This is a genomic window from Streptomyces sp. NPDC006529 (assembly GCF_040611795.1).
Classification (GTDB): domain Bacteria; phylum Actinomycetota; class Actinomycetes; order Streptomycetales; family Streptomycetaceae; genus Streptomyces.
On the sequence record NZ_JBEXPB010000037.1, the window covers coordinates 49,501 to 67,537 of the forward strand.

An 18,037-nucleotide genomic window follows, 5' to 3' on the forward strand; every position below is an offset into this window, starting at 1 on the left:
ACCCGCCCATGACCCGATCGCGCGGTGCGTCTCCCCCGCACCGGCTAGTCGGCGATCTTCCCGGCGAAAATGTCCCCGCTTGCGGGGAGAACGACCGTCACCGGCGTCCCGAAGCCGTAGAACAGCGTGGTCGAGGAGACATCGATCACGCCATTGTTGACGTAGCTGAAGCGGTGCCGGACCTTGCGCAGCCGCCCCTCGTGGTCCAGGTACGCGTCGAACGGAACGGCGTCGTTGCTGAACCCTTTCGCCGCCGCCTCCAGCGCCTTGCGCACGTCCGGCGACGCGCTCCGCGCGGCCCGCCCGATGTCGGTGGTGCCCCGGTAGTGCCGCACCTTCGTCCCCGACAGGTCCGTCTCGCCGACGTACGTGACCCCCTGCGCCCCGCGCAGCAGCTCGGCGGCGACGATCGGATCGGTGGCCCCGCCGGTGACGAGGTTCCCGTCCGCGAGGGTCGTCGTATCGACCCGGACCCACTTGTCGACGGGCACGCCCGCGCCCCGGTTCTTCATGTACAGCGCGCCGGGGGTGAGCAGCTCGGTGATCGGGCGGTGGCCGGGTTTGCCGGTGACGTCGACCGGGAGCATCACCAGCAGCTGGCCCATCCGCTGCGCGAAATCGACCCCGCCCTCGCCCCGGATCGTGACCCGGGTGCCGCCGGTGGCCATCTCCATCGCCGTCCGGGCCTGGGCGCTGCCGCTGCGGGCCAGTACGTCGGCGGCGCCGCGCACGGCCGCCGCCGGATCGCCGGGTGGTCGCGCGTCGGCCGCGGCGGAGGCCCCTTCCGGGCCGCCGCACCCGGCGAGCGTCACCACGGCCACCACGGCCGCGGCCGCCGCCCCGCGCCGCCTGTGCTGGTGCACCACCATCGCCTGCCAACCCCCAACGCATGACCGCTGCTTGCCCGAGGCCCCCACCCGCTCCGCTTAACGAGATCCCGGGCCCCCCGTCACGGCCCCGGCCCCTCCCGCACCGGCACCCGGCCCGGGTACCGTGGTCCCGTGGACCCGCACCCCTTGGCGCCCCCGGCCCCGCGCACCCCCGCGGAGCACACCATCACCACATCCGAACGCGGCTCGTTCTGCCTGGCCGCATGCACCTGCGGCTGGCGCGGCCCCGCCCGCCGCTCCCGCGACCTGGCCCGCAAGGACGCCACCGCCCACCTGAAGACATAGCCCCCGCCCCAAGCCGAACCCATCCCACGCGGGACCAAACCCAGCCCCGCCGAGCCAACCCAGCTGCGCCGAGCCAAATCCAGCCCCGCCGAGCCAACCAAAGCCCCGCCGGCGCTTGAGGCGCGGGGCCCGGGGCGGAGCCCCGAATCACGAACCCGCACCCACCCCGACACGGCGCCAAATCCAGCCCGCCCGGGGCCAAGTCCAGCCCCGCCGGCGTTTGAGGCGCGGGGCCCGGGGCCCGGGGCGGAGCCCAAGGGCACCCCCACCCCACCCGCAACCCCCACCGCGTCCCCCGTTCGGACGCCCCCACTGGCCGACCGGCCCGCAACCGGATGCCCTGGAGGGAAACCCCCTCCAGAGCGGAGCCCCCGTGCGCGGAAGCCCCCCGGTCAGACGACCCCGCGGCCGTACGATCCCCCGCGCCCTGGCCCTAACCTGGGCGGCGGCCCTCCTGCTCGCCTCGGCCCCCACCCAGGCCCACGCGAAGCCCACCGGCACGGCGGACGGCCCCGGCGACGTGGCCCTGGCCATCGGAACGACCTCCACGGCGGCCGCGGCCACCGCCCTGTGGCTCCGCTCACGCCACCGCCGCAGAAACGCGGAAGCCGAAGCCCCCGGGGCCACCGAGGACACGACAGACCCGGCCCCCCGGATCCGAGACGGCGGCACCCCGTGACCCGCTCACGCCCCCGACCCCGCCCCCGCTCACGCCCCGCCGCGGTCCGCCTCTGCTTCGCCGGGGCGGCCCTGTGCCTGCTCTCGGCGGTCCTGCTCACGCTCTGGGACTCGTACGCCCCGGGCTGACCCCACCCACCCCGCCGAGCACGCACACACACCGGCCCACAGGCCCGTACCCCGGACAGCCCGTACTCAGGCCGCCAGATCACTCTCGCGCGGCCCACCCGGCGGCGTCTGCGCGTGCGGCAGGTCCAGCGGCCGCGGCACGCCGTACCCCTTCGCCCGGACGATCCAGCCGACGCGCGCCGACCCGGCCACCGCCCGCACCACGGGCCCGAGCAGCGCCATCGCCAACGGCGCGAGCAGCAGGACCACCGCCGTGCCGAGCGCGAAGCCGCCGATGACGTCGGTGGGGTAGTGGACGCCCATGTACACGCGGCAGAAGCCCTCGGCCAGGGCGAGCCCGATGCCGGCCAGCCCGAGCCGGCGGTGGGCGATGAAGACCCCGACGGCGAGCGCCATCGTCAGGGTGGCGTGATCGCTGACGAAGGAGAAGTCGCCCTTGCCGGAGACGAGCACCTCCAGCCCCTCGTGCTGGCGGAACGGCCGCGGCCGGCCGACGAATTCACGCAGCGGCACGTTCACGAGCAGCGCGATCCCGGCCGCGAGCGGCGCCCACACCAGCGCGGTGAACGCCTCGGCCGCGCCCGGCCCGTCCTGCCTGCGGGCCCCGCGCCAGCACCACAGCACGAGCAGCACCATGGCGATCGGCAGCCCGTACTCGCCGACGAGACCGACGAGCCGGTCGACCGGCTCGGGGGCCCGCCGGGCCAGGCCGTTGATGTCGTAGAGCAGGCTGACATCCACATTCGGCCCACCGGTCGTGAGTCCAGCCATGGCGATGCGGCCCCTTGCGTCGGTTTCCCTGAGAACGCCGGACGCACCCCTGCGCGCGCCCCGCGACCCCCCGCGGTCAACCCCCCGTGTCCATGGAACGCCCGTTCTGGCGGCTACGTTCCACTCTCCACCGAATGATCACTCCAACGTTACCCAAGAGTGACTCGTCGTCGCAGCTCAGGGCCTTGGCCTAACGCAGCGTCAACAGAGCGGCGACCGGGCCCCACCACTCCCACTTGTCGAGCCCCACACCGGGCCCCGCCTCACGAGGTCTTCGCGCCCGCGTCCCGCACCGGCAGCGCCGCCGCTCCGTCCCTGGTGACGCGGGTCGCGCCGAAGTAGTCCGGACTGTCGATCTTGTCGAAGCGGATCACGGCCCCGGTGTACGGCGCGTTGATCATGTACCCGCCGCCGACGTACAGCCCGACGTGGTGGATCTCCCGCGAGTTCGTCAGGTCGTTGGAGAAGAAGACCAGGTCACCGGGGAGCAGTTCCGCGCGCGAGGGGTGCGGACCCGCGTTGTACTGGTCGTTCGCCACGCGCGGCAGATCGATCCCCACCGTCTTGTACGCCGCCACCGTCAGCCCCGAGCAGTCGAACCGCCCGTCCTGGTCCGGCGTGCCGTTGCCGCCCCACAGGTACGGCGTGCCCAGCTGCTTCTGCGCGAAGTAGATGGCCCCGGCGGCCTGTTGCGAGGGCGCCACCCGCCCCACCGGCTTCGCGAAGCTCAGCGCCAGGGTCGTGATCGTCTTCACGTACCCCTGCGTCTCCTTGTACGGCGGCACGCCCTGGTACTTGATGACCGCGTACGCCCCCGCGTTGTAGGCGGCCAGCATGTTCGACGCCGGGTCGCCCGGCACCCCCGCCACGTCCTTCGCCAGCTCGCAGTCGTACGAAGCGGCCGACGGAATGGCGTCGTTGGGGTCCCAGATGTCCCGGTCCCCGTCGCCGTCCCCGTCGACCCCGTGCCCCGCCCAGGTCCCCGGGATGAACTGCGCGATCCCCCGCGCGTCCGCCGGACTGACCGCCTGCGGGTTCCAGCCGCTCTCGGAGTACAGCTGGGCGGCCAGCAGCGGCGGACTGATCGCCGCGCACAGGTTCCCCCACTTCTGCACCAGCTCCTGGTACTTCGCCGGCACGGCGCCCGGCGCGAGCCCGACCCCCCGGCCGCCCGCGCCCCCGAGCCCGCCCAGTCCCGCGGCCGCGGAGTACGTCCCCACGACGAGCAGCATGACGAAGGTCAGGCACACCCCGACCCCGATCCCGCCCACCATCCAGAATCTGCGCACCCGTCAACCCTCCCCCATGCAGGTCCCCTCCAGGGGCGGTTTCCGTCTGTTTCCCCCGTGTCGCGGGCCGTTATCCCACCCGGAAGCCCGAACAGGCGATACGCGCGTACTTCTTCGGGTCATCCTTGACGTGGTAGAAGACCACCGTCCAGTCCCCCCGGTCCGACCCCAGCGCCGGGGCCCCGGTTCCCTTGCCGTCCCGGTAGGTGCGGAACTGCGCCGGATAGCTCAGGTCCAGGTACTCGCCGGAGTCCCAGGTGCCGTAGAGGTCCACGGGCACGCTCGTGGCCCCGAGCCCGCCGGCCGCCACCTGCCCGGGCGGTTTGACGGCCACCGACACGTAGTAGGGAGCCGGGCGGGGGCCCCGGTCCGGGTCGCCCGCGCCCTTGGCCCGCATCTTCACCGTCATGGTCGTGCCGGGCACGCCGTCGGTGTTCGTGGAGACCGTGGAACTCTCCATTCCGCTGCCCGGAGCCGACTCCTCGCCCACGAGCTCGTTGCACATCCCGCTGCCGTACTGCGCCATCGCCGGGTCCTTGTCGAGCGACCAGCGCTCCCGCGAGGTCCGGCTCTGCTCGATGTGACCGGCCGGCGGACCACCCTTGCCCGGAGCCGCGGCGCCCGTCCGGCTCCCGGACGGCGGCGCACTGCCGGTCGTGCCCCCGCCGCCCGCCGCCCCCGCCGCGCCGGACCCGCCGGACCCGCCCCCGCCGTCCGGGGAGAACTGCCAGGAGGCCACCGACCCCGCCACCACCAGCGCGAGCGCGACGCCCACCCGGACCCCGGCCCGCCCGCCGCGCCGGGAGGACGCGGGAGCGACGTACTCCGCGGTGTCCTTCTCCGGCAGCACCCGGGTCCGTACGGGCTCCACCGCGCCCGGGACGGCGTCGGGCGCCGCGGGGGCCGGGCCCGGGAGCGGGCCCGTTCCCGCGCCCGGCACCTCCTCGCGCTCCGCGGCCGGTACCGCGTCCCGTCCCCCGCCCGGGACGTCGTCCCGTACCGCGCCCGGGATCTCGTCGCGCAGGGCCGACAGCCGCGCGTACACCGGGTCGTCCACCACCGCCCGCGCCACCCCGCACCGCCGGATCACCTCCGCCGGGGTCGGCCGCGCCGCCGGGTCCTTGGCCACGCACGCCTCGATCAGCGCCGCGAGCCGCGGCTCCACCCCGGCCGCGTCCACCGGCTCGTGCACCGTCCGGTACCAGACGCCCGCCGCCTCCCCGGACCCGAACGGCGGCCGCCCCGTCGCCGCGTACGCCAGCGTCGCGCCCAGCGCGAAGACGTCGGCCGCCGCCTCGCCCGGCGCTCCCAGCAGCACCTCGGGCGCCGTGAACCCCGGCGTCCCCGGCGCCTGCCCCTCCTGGGTCAGCGCGGTCACCCCGACCCCGCGCGCTATCCCGAAGTCGATCAGCTGCGGTCCCTGCGCCCCCAGGATCACGTTCTGCGGCTTCACGTCCCGGTGCGTCACCCCCTGCGCGTGCACCTCGGCCAGCCCCTCCGCCAGCGCCGCCCCCAGCGCCCGGCAGGTGTCCGCGGGCAACGGGCCCCCGCCGCCCACCGCGTGCGCGAGGGTGGGCCCGGCGACGTACTCGGTCGCCAGCCAGTACGGGGCCCCGTCCAGCGAGGCGTCGATCAGCCGCGCGGTGTACGCGGAGCGCACCTCCCGCACGGTGCTCGCCTCGCGCCGGAAGCGGGCCAGGGCCTGCGGGTGGCCGAGTATCTCCTCCCGGACCACCTTCACGGCGACCAGGCGCCCGCCGGGCGAGCGCCCCAGGTACACCTGCCCCATCCCCCCGGCGCCCAGCCGGGCCACCAGCACGTGCACCCCGATCCGCGTCGGATCGGTCTCCCTCAGCGCGTCCATGCGCGAGAGCCTGTCACAGCGTCAGCGCGCAGCGACGTACAGGCTCTGCGCACCGCGCCCGATGGGCCCGTCCTCGTCGTGCAGGCGCGCGTCGGCGAGCCCGATCCCGGCCGCGTCCACACTGGTCCGCGCCTCCACGCACACCCACTCGCCCACCGGATGGCGGTGCAGGTGGACCGTCAGATCCCCGTTCACGAACACGTACTTGGCGAAGTCCATGACCGCGCTGATGCCGTTGCCGGAATCGGCCGCGACCAGCACCCGGTCCAGCGGCCGGACCTCCTCCCCGGCGATCAGCGGAACCCGCATCCGCATCCAGCAGGTCCCCGGTCCGGGCTCCACGAAGGTGCCCTCGGTGAACCGGGTCTCCATCGCCGTGTGGTAGCCGGTCGCCCACGGCACCGGGAAGAACGGCGTGCGCCCCACCGCGCCGGGCGGCGGCACGGCCGGTCCCGGCGCCACCGCCGGCACGGACTCCCCGGCCACCCGGATCCGCAGCGCCCGGGCGAACATCACCGGCGCGGCCCCGGCGGGCGCGAGCGCCGCCTCGACCACCTCGGTGCCGCGCCCGGCCCGCAGGACCGAGGTGGTGACCTCCAGCGGCCCGATCGGGACCGGCCGCAGGATCTCGTACGTGATGCGCGCGATCCGCATGTCCTCGCGCGCCCCGGGGCGCTCCTCGACGGCCCGCCCGAGCAGCGCTGCGGGCGGTCCCGCGTGCTGCGAGCGCCGGTCCCACGGGCCGCGCGTGAAGGCGGAGGCCAGGAACCGGCCCTCGCCGGTCCGCTCGTAGAAGCCCTCGACCGCGGCGGCGTCGTCGGCCCCCTCGGCTTCGGCGGCACGGGTGTCCGCTGCGGCGCGTGCGTGACGGTCGTCGGCGTCGTCCATGGCGCGCACGCTACCGAGAGGTAACCCGCGGGCACCAGCCCCCGCCGGGGACGGAGGACAATGGAGCCGTGTCCCGTTCTCACCCCGCTCCCGATCCCGCGCCCGGCCCCGGCACCACCGGCCCGGCCGAAGCCGCCGGCCCTGCGAGCCCCACCGGTCCCACCGGCCCCGGCACCGGCCCGGCACTGCCCGTGCTCCAGGCCGACTGCGCGAACTGCTTCGCCCTGTGCTGCGTCGCCCTGCCCTTCGCCCGGTCCACCGATTTCGCCGTGAACAAACCCGCCGGCACCCCGTGCACCAACCTCCGGCAGGACTTCCGCTGCGGCATCCACACGAAACTGCGCGACAAGGGCTTCCCGGGCTGCACCGTCTTCGACTGCTTCGGCGCGGGCCAGCAGGTCTCCCAGGTCACCTTCGAAGGCCGCGACTGGCGCGCCCACCCCGGCACCTCGCGCCGGATGTTCGAGGTCTTCCCGGTGATGCGCCAGCTCCACGAGCTGCTCTTCTACCTCGCCGAAGCCCTCACCCTCCCGGCCGCCCGCCCGGTCCACGCCGACCTGCGGCGCGCCCTGGCCGAGACCGAGGAGCTGACCCGCGCCGACGCCGCGACCCTGGCCGCCACCGACGTCGGCGCCCGCCGCGCCGCCGTGAACACCCTGCTGCTCAAGACCAGCGACCTGGTACGGGCCACCGTGCCCGGCCGCAAGAAGAACCACCGGGGCGCGGACCTGATGGGCGCCCGCCTCTCCGGCGCGAACCTGCGCGGCGCCACCCTGCGCGGGGCCTACCTGATCGCCGCCGACCTCAGCCGCGCCGATCTGCGCACCGCCGACCTGATCGGCGCGGACCTGCGCGACGCGAACCTCGGCGGAGCCGACCTCACCGGCGCCATCTTCCTCACCCAGGCCCAGCTGAACGCGGCCCGCGGCGACGCCGCCACCCGCATCCCGCCCACCCTGACCCGCCCGCCCCACTGGTCCTGAACCCCGGGTCCTGAGCCACCCCGGGGTCCGACCCGCACCCCCGTGCCGGGCCGGACCCCGGGGCCCGCCCCCGGAACGACGGGACCGGGACCGGGAGCGGGCGGGTCAGAGCCGCGCGAGGAATTCCCGTACCGCCACCGTGAAGCCCTCGGGGTCCTCGGTGTGCACCCCGTGCCCGGCGGGCAGCTCGACCAGCCGCACCCCGGGCCGCCGGGCGGCCATCTCCCGCGCGTGGCCCGCCGACAGCACCGTGCTGCGGTCCCCGCGCACCAGCAGGGTCGGCTGCCGCACCGCCAGCCAGTCCGCCCAGTGGTCCCCCTGTATCGCCTCGCCGGACGCCAAGATGTCCTGCGCCTCGAAGGCCAGGCCCCACCCGTCCTCGTACTCCCGCACCGAGTCCGTCAGGAAGTCCGCCGCACGCCCCAGCGCCGCCAGCAGCTCCTCGCGGCCGCGCGCCCGGAGCGGCCAGTCGAGCACGAAGGACAGGTCGTCCTCCACGACCGCCCCGACGTCCTCGATCACCAGCGCCCGCACCAGATCCGGCCGCCGCGCGGCCAGCTGGTAGGCGTTCACCCCGCCCAGCGAATGCCCCAGCACCACCGCGGGGCCCGCCATCAGGTGGTCCAGTACGGCCGCGGCGTCCGCCACGTACCCCTCCCGGGAGTACTCGGGCGCCCGGTCCGAATCCCCGTGCCCGCGCTGGTCCAGCGCGATGACCCGCCACCGCGGCGCCAGCTCCCGGGCCAGGCGCGCGAAGGTCCGCCCCTCCATGAAGTGCGCGTGCAGCGCGAGCAGCGGCTCCCCCGGGCCGCCGAAGTCCGTGTACCGCAGCTGCCGGCCGGCCACCTCGACCACCCCCGGCAGCGGCCCCAGCTTGTCCATCACCCGCTGCCGCAGCAGCTGGTACTCCGCCCACCGCCGGGTCCGCCGGTCCGCCGGGCGCCGCACGACCCGCCCCGGCGTCACCGTCTCCCCGCGCCGGAACTGCTCCCGGGTCAGATCGATCCGCAGGCCCCCGGCCAGCCGGTTCCAGCAGTGGTAGCCCTCCTGGCGGCCGTCGAGGAAGACCTCGCCCACCATCAGGTCCCCGCCCGCTATGTCCTGGACGACCAGCGCCGTGATGTCACAGTGCCCCCAGGCCGGATTGTCGGCCGACCAGGGAATGCGCGTGATGTCCGAGGGGCAGGCCAGATCGGCCGACCAGCCGGCCCGGACGGCCGCCTCGATGTCCGCGAGGGTCCAAGGTGTCGTCGTCATGCCCCCAGGCTGCCGCACCCCACTGACAATCGGCCCCCGCCGCCCCCGCCGACCCCGCGCACCGGCTCGTGCTTCCGGCCGCGGCGCCGACGACGGGCGGGGGGAGGGGACGTCAGGGCTTGACCAGCGCCGTCCAGCCGGACGGGCAGGTGAGGGTCCCCATCGGCGTGTAGGTGCAGGAGTTCTCGTACACGGCGCCCGTGGTGGTCAGCACCTTCAGGTAGACGCTGTTGGGGTTCTCGGTCTCGACGGACACGCTGCACGCGTTCTGCGGGTGTCCCGGGTTGAGCGGACCGGTCAGGTCGCGCCAGTAGTACGCGCCCACGGTCGGCGCCATCTTCCGCACCCCGATGAACGTGCGCCCGCGGACCAGGGCGGCACTGAACTCCAGGTTGCTCACGCCCTTCGCCGTGTCCACATCGGTGCAGTTCCCGGCCGGACCGGCCGGACCGCGGTCTCCCTTGGGTCCCCGGTCACCCTTGGGCCCCCTGGGCCCCGCCGAGCCGCGCGGCCCCGTGCAGCCGGACCCGTACCCGGCGGGCGCGGCCTTCGTCACCGCAGCGCCCTTCCCGGCCTTCGCGCCCTTCGCACCCTTCGCGGTCTTGGCACCCTTGGCGGCCTTCACTGCCGCGGCGTCCATGCGCGCGTCCGCGTGGCACTTGCCCCCCGGAGCGGGCGAGGTCACGTCCTGCACGGCGGCCACCGCCGGACCCGAGATCCCCGCGAACGCGAGCGCCAGCGGCAGTACGAGCCCAGCGGCCCGCCTCGTGCGGCGACCAGCCTGAGATACGGAACCCATCCGTTTGCTCCTTGCGTCGTCTCTCATCGTGGAACGTTGCGCGCTCCGGCCGGAAGCAGGTGGAGCATGACCCGCGTCCCGGCGTGACGACGGTCCGACATTCCGTCAGTCTGTTCATATGTCAGCGGGTTGGGCCAACGACACGCGGCCCCACTGCGCCGAACGGCGGCCACCCGAGCAGACCCGCACCTCGCCTCGCGTACGCCGGGACGACAATCATTGCCCGGGGTCACCCCCCGTGATACACAGAGTGACCAGGTCAGCGGACGGGGGAGGGGCCCGAACCGGGAGATCGGGTAAAGAGAGCCGTCAAGTCGACATACGACGGCGATTTCATCAGCGAAGATAGGACGTGCCCCCTGCCATCGGGCACGGGGCCAAGCGGAACTACCCATACAGGGGCGGTGAGTTACATGATCCTGGCAGCCGAAAAGGGCGACATCACCACCATCATCGGCGGAATCGCCCCGAACTGGGGCCCGTTCGGCAGTCTCGGCAACGAAGCGAAGGTCATGATCGAGGTGGTCATGGCCGTGGCGATCCTGCTCTGCCTGGGCATCGCGATCTGGGGCGCGGCCAAGCAGCGCATCGGCGCGACCGCCCTGCGCGACACCTTCAGCGCCGAGCAGGGCAAGGGCCTGATCGTGGCCGGGCTGACGGGAGTGTTCATCATCGGCTCCCTCGGCACCCTGTTCACCATCGTCTACGGAATGGCCGTCTAGCCACGCCGCCGGCTCCCGACCGATGACGACTCACCACACCGCGTCCGCGCGGCCACCAGCACCGTCGTACGACGCCGAGGGGGCGGACAGGGAATGAGCCACGACGACCAGTACGGCGGCACGGGCACGGGCCACGGCGAAGTCGGCGGCACCGGCCAGACCCGCACCCGCCTCCCGGACTCCCCCTCGGACCCCTACCCGGGCCCCCGCCGCGGCCCCCGCCCCTCCCGCGGCCTGATCACGGTCGTCGGCGTGGTGGTCCTCCTGATCGCCGCCATCGCGTTCGCGAACCAGAACCAGCCCCCGACCTCCCCCCAGTCCTCCCCCAAACCCCCCACCACCACCGCCACGGCCCCGACGGGCACCGCCCCGGTGGACGGCAAGAACGGGACGATCCCGCGCGGCTTCGCCCACGACGAACAGGGCGCCCAGTCGGCGGCGGCCAACTTCGCGGTGGCCTTGAGTTCGGACGGGATGTTCGACCCTGTGCGCCGCAAGGCCATCGTCGAGGCCGTGTATCCGCCCGACGCGGCCGCTGCCCGCCAAGCCGAGCTCGACCGTGTCTACTCGGGCCAGGAATTCCTCACGCGCATCGGACTCGACCCCGCCGGAAAGGCCCCCAAGGGATTGACGTTCGTCTCCCGCACCAGCCCGGTGGGAACCAAGGTCGAGAAGTTCGAGACCGACAGCGCGACCGTGTCGGTCTGGTACTCGTCCCTCTTCGGTCTGGCCGGTGAGGGTTCCACCAACCCCGTCTCGGAGAGCTGGTACACCAACACCTTCGAGCTCAGGTGGGTCAACGGGGACTGGAAGGTTTCCACCTTCACGCAGAAGGACGGCCCGGCACCGGTGGGCCGCGACCAGAACGCCGCCACCGCGGAGGAGATGGCCAAGGCCGTGTCGCAGTTCGGAGGTTTCACCTATGCGCGCTAGCCGCCGCCTCATGGCGATCTCCTCCGCGGTCGCGGGCCTGCAGGCCGCGGCGATGCTGCTGGCCGCGCGCGTGGCCGCCGCCCCCGCGCCGACACCCACACCGACCCCGACGCCGTCCGCGAGCAACAACCCCTGTGACCTGATCCGGGGACCCGCCAAGGAATTCTGCGAACGAGGCGACGGCGCATCCGGCGGAGCCCCCCGCGGCCTCTCCCCCACCGACCCCGCAGACGCCCTGAACCCCCTCGCCTCCCTCTCCAAGGGCTGCGCCGACGCCGCCGCCTGGATCGTCGGCAAGCTCAGCCACGCCGTCAACGGCACCGCGAACGTCGACTTCACCAACGCGGCCTTCCTCAAGCAGTACGCCGTCGTCTTCGCCGCCTCCACCATCCTCACCCTCGTCCTGTGGCTCTTCGCCGTCGCCAAGCGAGCCATCCGCGGCGTCCCCTTCACCACCGCCATGTCCGAAGCCATCGGCTTCCTCTGGCTCACCGTCCTCGCCTCCGCCTTCACCCCCCTGATCCTCTACACCGTCGTCTCCGCCACCGACGGCGTCACCCAGGTCATCGCCACCGCGACCGGCGGCCAGAGCGACGTCTTCTTCGGCTCCTTCGCCGAAGCCCTCAAGAAGGGCGACGACATCGGCGGCGGCCCGATCATGCTGATCGTCGTCGCCCTCGTCACCGTCGTCGCCGCGGGCGTGCTCTGCCTCGAACTCGTCATCCGGGCCGCCCTGCTCTACGTCGGCGCCCTCCTCGGCGTCGTCGTCTACGCCGGGCTCGTCGACCGGAACCTGTGGGGCCACGTCCGCCGCTGGGCGGGCATCATGATCGCCGTCATCCTCGTGAAGCCGGTCATCGTCATCGTCCTCGGCCTCGCCGGAGCCCTCGCCGGCGAAAAGGGGCCGAACGCCTTCTCCGCGGTCGTCTCCGGCCTCGCCATCATCCTCCTGGCGATCTTCGCGTCCGCGATGATCTACCGTTTCGTTCCCGGCTTCGGCGACGAGATCGCCTCCGCCCGCACCAACCGCAGCAAGGCCACCGACGGCGCCCAGGCGGCCGCCGTCATCAGCTCCCCGGCCTCGCTCGTCTCCCAGGGCATCAAAACGCACAGCAGCCGCGGCTCCCACCGCGCCGGCGACGGCGGAGGGGGCGGCGGCGCCGCCCCCCGCCCCGCCAACCCCCTCTCCGGAGGAGTGGCCGCCCACAGCAGCCGCCCCACCGGCGGATCCGGCGGCGGACCCGCCGCCCCACCGCCCCGCACGAGCACCGGCACGAGCAGCACGAAGAACACAGGAGGTGACGGGCGTTGACGACCCAGTCCCACCAGATCCACCCGGTCGCGCCCCGCCGCACGTATCTCATCGGCCGGGCCCGGCCGAACGCGATCGTCGGCAAGAACCGCGAGACCGGCGAGATCGCGCTGATCATCGCCGGCGCGTTCCTCGGCATGATGAGCGGACTGCTCGTCCCCGGCATCGCCCCGCGCATCGCCATGCTCGCCGGCTTCCCGGTCCTCGCCCTCGCCGCCGTGTACGTCCCCTACAAGGGCCGCACCTTCTACAAGTGGTTCGAGATCAACCGCAGCTTCAAGCGGACCCTGCGGCGCGGCACGACGTACCGCTCGGCCGCCATGGAAGCGGGCGTCCGCGCCTCCGACGGCCGCGAGGTCGAGGTCGGCCCGCCCCCCGGCATCGGCCGGATCAACTGGCTCGCCGCCCCCTTCGGCCCCGACGAGATCGCCGTCCTCCTGCACGCCGACCGCCGCACCGTCACCGCCGCCATCGAGATCGAGGGCCCCGGCGTCGGCCTGCGCGACAGCGAGGACCAGGAAGCCCTCGTCGACCGCTTCGGCACCCTCCTCAAGCACGTCGCCAACGGCGACGGCTTCGTCACCCGCCTCCAGATGCTCGCCCGCACGCTGCCCGCGGACCCCGACGCCCACGCCAAGGACGTCGCCCAGCGCGGCGACACCACCGCCCCCGGCTGGCTCCGCGACTCCTACGACCAGCTCCAGTCGATGGTGTCGACCTCCTCCGAGCAGCACCGCGCGTACCTCGTCGCCTGCATGCACTTCACCCGGGAACTCGCCGCCGAGGCCGTCACCATCGCCCGCGCCGCCACCCCGCACAAGGGCCGCAAGCTCGACCGCGATGCCGGCCTCGCCATCGTCATGGCCCGCGAACTGACCGACATCTGCGCCCGCCTCGCCGAAGCCGACATCCGCGTGCGCCAGCCGCTGGGCCAGGGCCGCCTGGCCTCCCTCGTGCACTCCATGTACGACCCGGACCACCCCATCGACCACATCCAGGCCATGACCAAGCGCAACGCCTGGCCCGCCGAACTCGACGCGATGGAACCCACCTACCTCCAGGCCAAGACCCGCGAGTCCTCCACGCGCGCCCCCTGGTGCCACGCCACCGCGTGGGTGAAGGAGTGGCCGATGACCCCCGTCGGCGTCAACTTCCTCGCCCCCCTCCTCGTCCACACCCCGGACGTCATCCGCACCGTCGCCGTCACCATGGACCTCGAACCCACCGAGGTCGCCATCGAACGGATGCTGACGGAGAAGACCAACGACGAGGCCGACGCCAGCCGCGCCGCCAAGATGAACCGCACGGTCGACCCCCGCGACATCGCCGCCCACGGCCGCCTCGACCAGCGGGGCGAAGACCTCGCCAGCGGCGCCGCCGGAGTCAACCTCGTCGGGTACATCACCGTGTCCTCCAGATCACCCGAGGCCCTCGCCCGGGACAAGCGCACCATCCGCGCCTCGGCCGGCAAGTCCTACCTCAAGCTGGAGTGGTGCGACCGCGAGCACCACCGCGCCTTTGTGAACACACTGCCGTTCGCGACCGGCATCCGACGCTAGCCGGAGGGAAGAAGCCGCCATGCGAGATCCGCTGTCCGCGATGTCGGACGCCTTCACCAGCTTCCTCTTCGGAAAGGTCGAGACGACCCGACTCCCCGTACGCACCTCCACCGGCCAGGCCCAGGCCGTGTACCTGCCCACCGCCGCCCCCGGCCTCGGCGACTCCGGCGTGATCATCGGCCGCGAGGTCTACAGCGGCAAGGGCTACATCTACGACCCCTTCCAGCTGTACGGCCAGCAGCTCCCGGCGCCCCACTGGCTGGTCCTCGGCGAATCCGGCAACGGCAAGTCCGCCCTGGAGAAGACCTACGTCCTGCGTCAGCTCCGCTTCCGCGACCGGCAGGTCGTCGTCCTCGACGCCCAGGGCGAGGACGGCGTCGGCGAGTGGAACCTGATCGCCCAGCAGCTCGGGATAATGCCCATCCGGCTCGACCCGGTGGCCGCCCTCGACGGCGGCATCCGGCTCAACCCGCTCGACCCGGCGATCACCACCACCGGCCAGCTCGCGCTGCTCCGCACGATCATCGAGGTCGCGATGGGGCACGGCCTGGACGAACGCTCCGGCTTCGCCCTCAAGGTCGCGCACGCCTACGTCAACGACACGATCACCGACCGGCAGCCCGTACTGACGGACATCGTCGAGCAACTGCGCCACCCGGAACCCGAATCCGCCCAGGCCATGAACGTCGGCATAGACGACGTGCGCGCCTGGGGCCTGGACGTCGCCCTCGTCCTGGACCGCCTCGTCGACGGCGACCTCCGCGGCATGTTCGACGGCCCCACCTCGGTCGGCATCGACCTCGACGCGCCCCTGATCGTCTTCGACCTCTCCCACATCGACCGCAACTCCATCGCCATGCCCATCCTCATGGCCATCGTGGGCGTCTGGCTCGAACACACCTGGATCCGCCCGGACCGCAAGAAGCGCATCTTCCTGGTCGAAGAGGCCTGGCACATCATCAACTCCCCCTTCGTCGCCCAGCTCTTCCAGCGCCTCCTGAAGTTCGGCCGCCGCCTCGGCCTGTCCTTCGTCGCCGTCGTCCACCACCTCTCGGACGTCGTCGACGGCGCGGCCGCGCGCGAGGCCGCCGCCATCCTCAAAATGGCCTCCACCCGCACCATCTACGCCCAGAAGGCCGACGAGGCACGCGCCACCGGCCGCGTCCTCGGCCTGCCGCGCTGGGCCGTCGAGATCATCCCCACCCTCACCCCCGGCATCGCGGTCTGGGACGTCAACGGCAACGTCCAGGTGGTCAAACACCTGATCACCGAGTCCGAACGCCCCCTCGTCTACACCGACCGCGCCATGACGGAGTCCTCGGCAGCGCACCAGCTCCCCGATGAGCTGCTCGCGGCCGAACTGGAAGCGGAGGAACGCGCCCTGCTCATGGAACGGCACCGCAACGGCGGCCACGGCCCCGGCTCGGCGACCACGGTGGCCTGAGCCATGGCCGACCCGCGCCGTACGGAACCCCAGCACCCCACCGGACAGCAGCGCGGCGGCATCCCCGACGGGCTGCTGCTCGCCCTGCTCGCCTTCCTCCTCGGCCTGGCCGTCCTGGTGTGGTCCGCCACCGGCCTCGCCGCCTGGATCACCCGCGGCAGCTGGCCCGACACCGTGACCTTCGGCCACACCCCCTCGGCGGTCCGCGCCCTGATAGCGCAACCGCACGACCTGGCGGGCGCCTGGCCGGACACCGACCCGGCCGCCCTCTCGGGCTGGGGCCTGTTCTGGGGCACCTTCATCAGCCAGTTGCTGGTGCTCTTCGTCGCCACCGTCTTCGTGATCGGCGTCATCGCCCGCACCAAGTCCCGCCGCGCCCTGGCCCGCCAGGCCGCGAACCACGAGCCGGCCCCGGCCACGGTCCCGCTCCAGCCCACCCCGCGGTACGCGCCCCCGCCCCCGGAACCCGAACCGGCCCGGCCCGCGCCCACGTCCCCCAAAGACGAGGCCTACCGGTACGGATTCGGCTACCCGCCGACGGCCACCGCACCGCAGCCCGCGCCCGCCGCCCCGGTCGCGGCACCCTCGGCCCCCACCGCCCTGCGGTACGCCGACCCGGCCGCACGCCACCGCGCCGCGGCCGACCGCATCGCCATGGCCGAAGGCGCCGCCCTCATCGTGACCTCGTCCCCCGCCCTGTGGGCCGAGACCAAGGACGCCCGCGCCAAACTCGGACCCGTCCTCCTCTACGACCCCGGCCACCTCTGCGACACCCCGGCCCGCATGCACTGGAACCCCGCCGAGGGCTGCGCCGAGCGCGACACCGCCGCGGCCCGCGCCGCCGCGCTGCTGGCGCCCGTACGCCCCCAGGCCCGCATGGACGCGGCCGTCGCCGATACGGCGGAAACGCTCCTGCGCAGCTGGCTGCACGCCCTCGCCCTCGACAGCCGCCCGTTCAAACAGCTCCACCGCTGGGCCCAGGGCGCCAACGCCCAGGAACCGGTCCGCATCCTGCGCACCCACCCGCACGCGGCCCCCGGCGCGGCCGGCGAACTCGAAAGCGCCCTCACCGCCCACCCCGAACGCCGCGAGCAGGCGCAGCACCTGACGAGCCGTGCCCTGAGCTGCCTGTCCTCCATCAACGTCCGCGAAGCGTGCACTGCGAACCGAACGGATTCCCTCACGCTGGCATCGTTCCTGACCGAAGGGGGCAGCCTGTACGTGGTGGGCGAGCCCCTGGAGGACCCGCGCACCCACCCGGGTGCGATGCCCCTCCTCACCGCACTCACCGCGAGCGTGGTCGAGCACGGCCGCCGCATGGCCGCACGGTCATCCCACGGTCGGCTCGACCCACCACTCGCGCTGATCCTGGACGACATCGCCGCCGTGGCCCCGATCCCGCAGCTCCCCGAGCTGCTGGCCGATCCCACCGGTCTGCCGGTCCTGGCCCTGTGCCGCAGCCGCGAACAGGCCCGCTCCCGCTGGCCCGAAGCCGACCTGCCGCTGCCCGCGCCCTGATTCCGCTCATGGCCGGGCGAGCAGGTACTCCAGCTCCTCGGCCCCGGAATCCCCGGGCATCGGCACCACGGTCCCGCTCGGCTCGAACCCGAACCGCCGGTAGAACGCCGCGGCCCGCGCGTTGTCCTCGTGCACGAAGAGCCGTACGCGCTCCAGCGCCGGCTCCTCCCGAGCCCAGGCCCAGTCCAGCCCGCCCTGGAACAGCGCCTCGGTGAGCCCGGTCCCCCGCTGCTCGGGCCGTACGAACACCCCCACGAGGTGCCCCTGGTCGACCGGGATCTCCTCCCCGAAGATCCCGCGCACCCCGGCGCTTTCGAGGAGCACGGTCACGGACCCCACCCAGCGCCCGTCAGCCGCCTCGGCCACGAACTGCCGGACCGCGCTCCCCTGCGCCCCCCGCTCGGCCCTGTCCTGCCAGAACTCGTCCGGCTGCGCCGCGGCTTCGGCCGGCGACTCCAGGAAGGCGATCGGAGCCACCGGGTCGGCGAGCGCGGCCAGCCGCAACTCCTTGACCTTCCGCCACTCGTCGGCCCTGATCCCACGTATCACGTACTCGCTGGTGTCGTTCATGCCGGAGATCGTAAGCCGACCACCCACCCCGGCTTCCACCCGTTTTCCGGTCCGGAACGCAGAAAAGCCCCGCACCATAAGGTGCGGGGCTTTCCCACAATAATTGTTCGGCGGCGTCCTACTCTCCCACAGGGTCCCCCCTGCAG

17 protein-coding genes are annotated in these 18,037 nt (G+C 73.5%); 9 read left to right on the forward strand and 8 right to left on the reverse strand.

The genetic code is table 11. From position 1 onward, the window contains the following. Positions 1-44: 44 nt before the first annotated feature. Positions 45-869 carry a hypothetical protein gene (locus ABZY31_RS23380; RefSeq protein WP_356413324.1) on the reverse strand — a complete coding sequence of 275 codons (825 nt, stop codon included), beginning with the start codon at positions 867-869 and terminating at the stop codon, positions 45-47. Between the two features lie 132 nt (positions 870-1,001). Here ABZY31_RS23380 and ABZY31_RS23385 point away from each other — a divergent pair, with 132 nt between their 5' ends. Together ABZY31_RS23385 and ABZY31_RS23390 are read left to right on the forward strand one after the other, a co-directional pair. Beyond that, entirely contained in the window at positions 1,002-1,175 is a 174-nt protein-coding gene (locus tag ABZY31_RS23385; protein WP_356413326.1) for a hypothetical protein, read from the forward strand. A 373-nt stretch (positions 1,176-1,548) separates the two neighbouring features. Next, positions 1,549-1,854 (forward strand): hypothetical protein, encoded by a 306-nt coding sequence (locus tag ABZY31_RS23390; protein ID WP_356413327.1) that lies wholly within the window; start codon positions 1,549-1,551, stop codon positions 1,852-1,854. A 194-nt stretch (positions 1,855-2,048) separates the two neighbouring features. On the opposite strand, the gene ABZY31_RS23395 is transcribed toward ABZY31_RS23390, so the two are convergent. The 4 genes from ABZY31_RS23395 to ABZY31_RS23410 form a co-directional block, all read right to left on the reverse strand. After that, the gene (locus ABZY31_RS23395; RefSeq protein ID WP_356413329.1) at positions 2,049-2,753 is read right to left on the reverse strand and encodes a phosphatase PAP2 family protein; all 705 of its coding nucleotides are present in this window, start codon (positions 2,751-2,753) and stop codon (positions 2,049-2,051) included. Positions 2,754-3,016: 263 nt separating this feature from the next. Further along, positions 3,017-4,027 carry a bifunctional lytic transglycosylase/C40 family peptidase gene (locus tag ABZY31_RS23400; RefSeq protein ID WP_356413350.1) on the reverse strand — a complete coding sequence of 337 codons (1,011 nt, stop codon included), beginning with the start codon at positions 4,025-4,027 and terminating at the stop codon, positions 3,017-3,019. 85 nt (positions 4,028-4,112) lie between these two features. Further along, on the reverse strand, positions 4,113-5,906 hold the full coding sequence (locus ABZY31_RS23405; RefSeq protein ID WP_356413330.1) for a serine/threonine-protein kinase: 1,794 nt from the start codon (positions 5,904-5,906) through the stop codon (positions 4,113-4,115). Positions 5,907-5,927: 21 nt separating this feature from the next. Beyond that, positions 5,928-6,794 carry a thioesterase family protein gene (locus ABZY31_RS23410; RefSeq protein WP_356413332.1) on the reverse strand — a complete coding sequence of 289 codons (867 nt, stop codon included), beginning with the start codon at positions 6,792-6,794 and terminating at the stop codon, positions 5,928-5,930. Positions 6,795-6,979: 185 nt separating this feature from the next. Between ABZY31_RS23410 and ABZY31_RS23415 the strand changes: the two genes are divergently transcribed. Then, complete coding sequence (locus ABZY31_RS23415; protein ID WP_356413352.1) at positions 6,980-7,777, forward strand: pentapeptide repeat-containing protein; 798 nt, start codon at positions 6,980-6,982, stop codon at positions 7,775-7,777. 105 nt (positions 7,778-7,882) lie between these two features. On the opposite strand, the gene ABZY31_RS23420 is transcribed toward ABZY31_RS23415, so the two are convergent. Together ABZY31_RS23420 and ABZY31_RS23425 are read right to left on the reverse strand one after the other, a co-directional pair. Further along, a complete protein-coding gene (locus ABZY31_RS23420; protein ID WP_356413334.1) occupies positions 7,883-9,034 on the reverse strand; it encodes an alpha/beta hydrolase in 1,152 nt (383 codons plus the stop codon). Between the two features lie 112 nt (positions 9,035-9,146). Continuing rightward, positions 9,147-9,833 carry a hypothetical protein gene (locus ABZY31_RS23425; RefSeq protein WP_356413336.1) on the reverse strand — a complete coding sequence of 229 codons (687 nt, stop codon included), beginning with the start codon at positions 9,831-9,833 and terminating at the stop codon, positions 9,147-9,149. A gap of 413 nt (positions 9,834-10,246) precedes the next feature. On the opposite strand from ABZY31_RS23425, the gene ABZY31_RS23430 reads away from it, so the two are divergent. From ABZY31_RS23430 to ABZY31_RS23455, 6 genes are all read left to right on the forward strand, one after another. Next, positions 10,247-10,555, forward strand: coding sequence for a hypothetical protein (locus ABZY31_RS23430; protein WP_008742356.1), 309 nt, complete (start codon positions 10,247-10,249; stop codon positions 10,553-10,555). Between the two features lie 93 nt (positions 10,556-10,648). Beyond that, complete coding sequence (locus ABZY31_RS23435; RefSeq protein ID WP_356413338.1) at positions 10,649-11,488, forward strand: hypothetical protein; 840 nt, start codon at positions 10,649-10,651, stop codon at positions 11,486-11,488. A gap of 10 nt (positions 11,489-11,498) precedes the next feature. Next, positions 11,499-12,800, forward strand: a complete 1,302-nt coding sequence (locus ABZY31_RS23440) for a hypothetical protein (protein WP_356413340.1) — start codon at positions 11,499-11,501, stop codon at positions 12,798-12,800. Further along, positions 12,797-14,359, forward strand: coding sequence for an SCO6880 family protein (locus ABZY31_RS23445; protein ID WP_356413342.1), 1,563 nt, complete (start codon positions 12,797-12,799; stop codon positions 14,357-14,359). The genes ABZY31_RS23440 and ABZY31_RS23445 overlap by 4 nt, the downstream gene beginning before the upstream one ends. A gap of 19 nt (positions 14,360-14,378) precedes the next feature. Beyond that, complete coding sequence (locus ABZY31_RS23450; RefSeq protein WP_356413344.1) at positions 14,379-15,803, forward strand: ATP-binding protein; 1,425 nt, start codon at positions 14,379-14,381, stop codon at positions 15,801-15,803. A gap of 3 nt (positions 15,804-15,806) precedes the next feature. After that, complete coding sequence (locus ABZY31_RS23455) at positions 15,807-17,321, forward strand: type VI secretion protein (protein ID WP_356413346.1); 1,515 nt, start codon at positions 15,807-15,809, stop codon at positions 17,319-17,321. A gap of 6 nt (positions 17,322-17,327) precedes the next feature. On the opposite strand, the gene ABZY31_RS23460 is transcribed toward ABZY31_RS23455, so the two are convergent. After that, entirely contained in the window at positions 17,328-17,891 is a 564-nt protein-coding gene (locus ABZY31_RS23460) for a GNAT family N-acetyltransferase (protein WP_356413348.1), read from the reverse strand. Between the last annotated feature and the right edge of the window lie 146 nt (positions 17,892-18,037).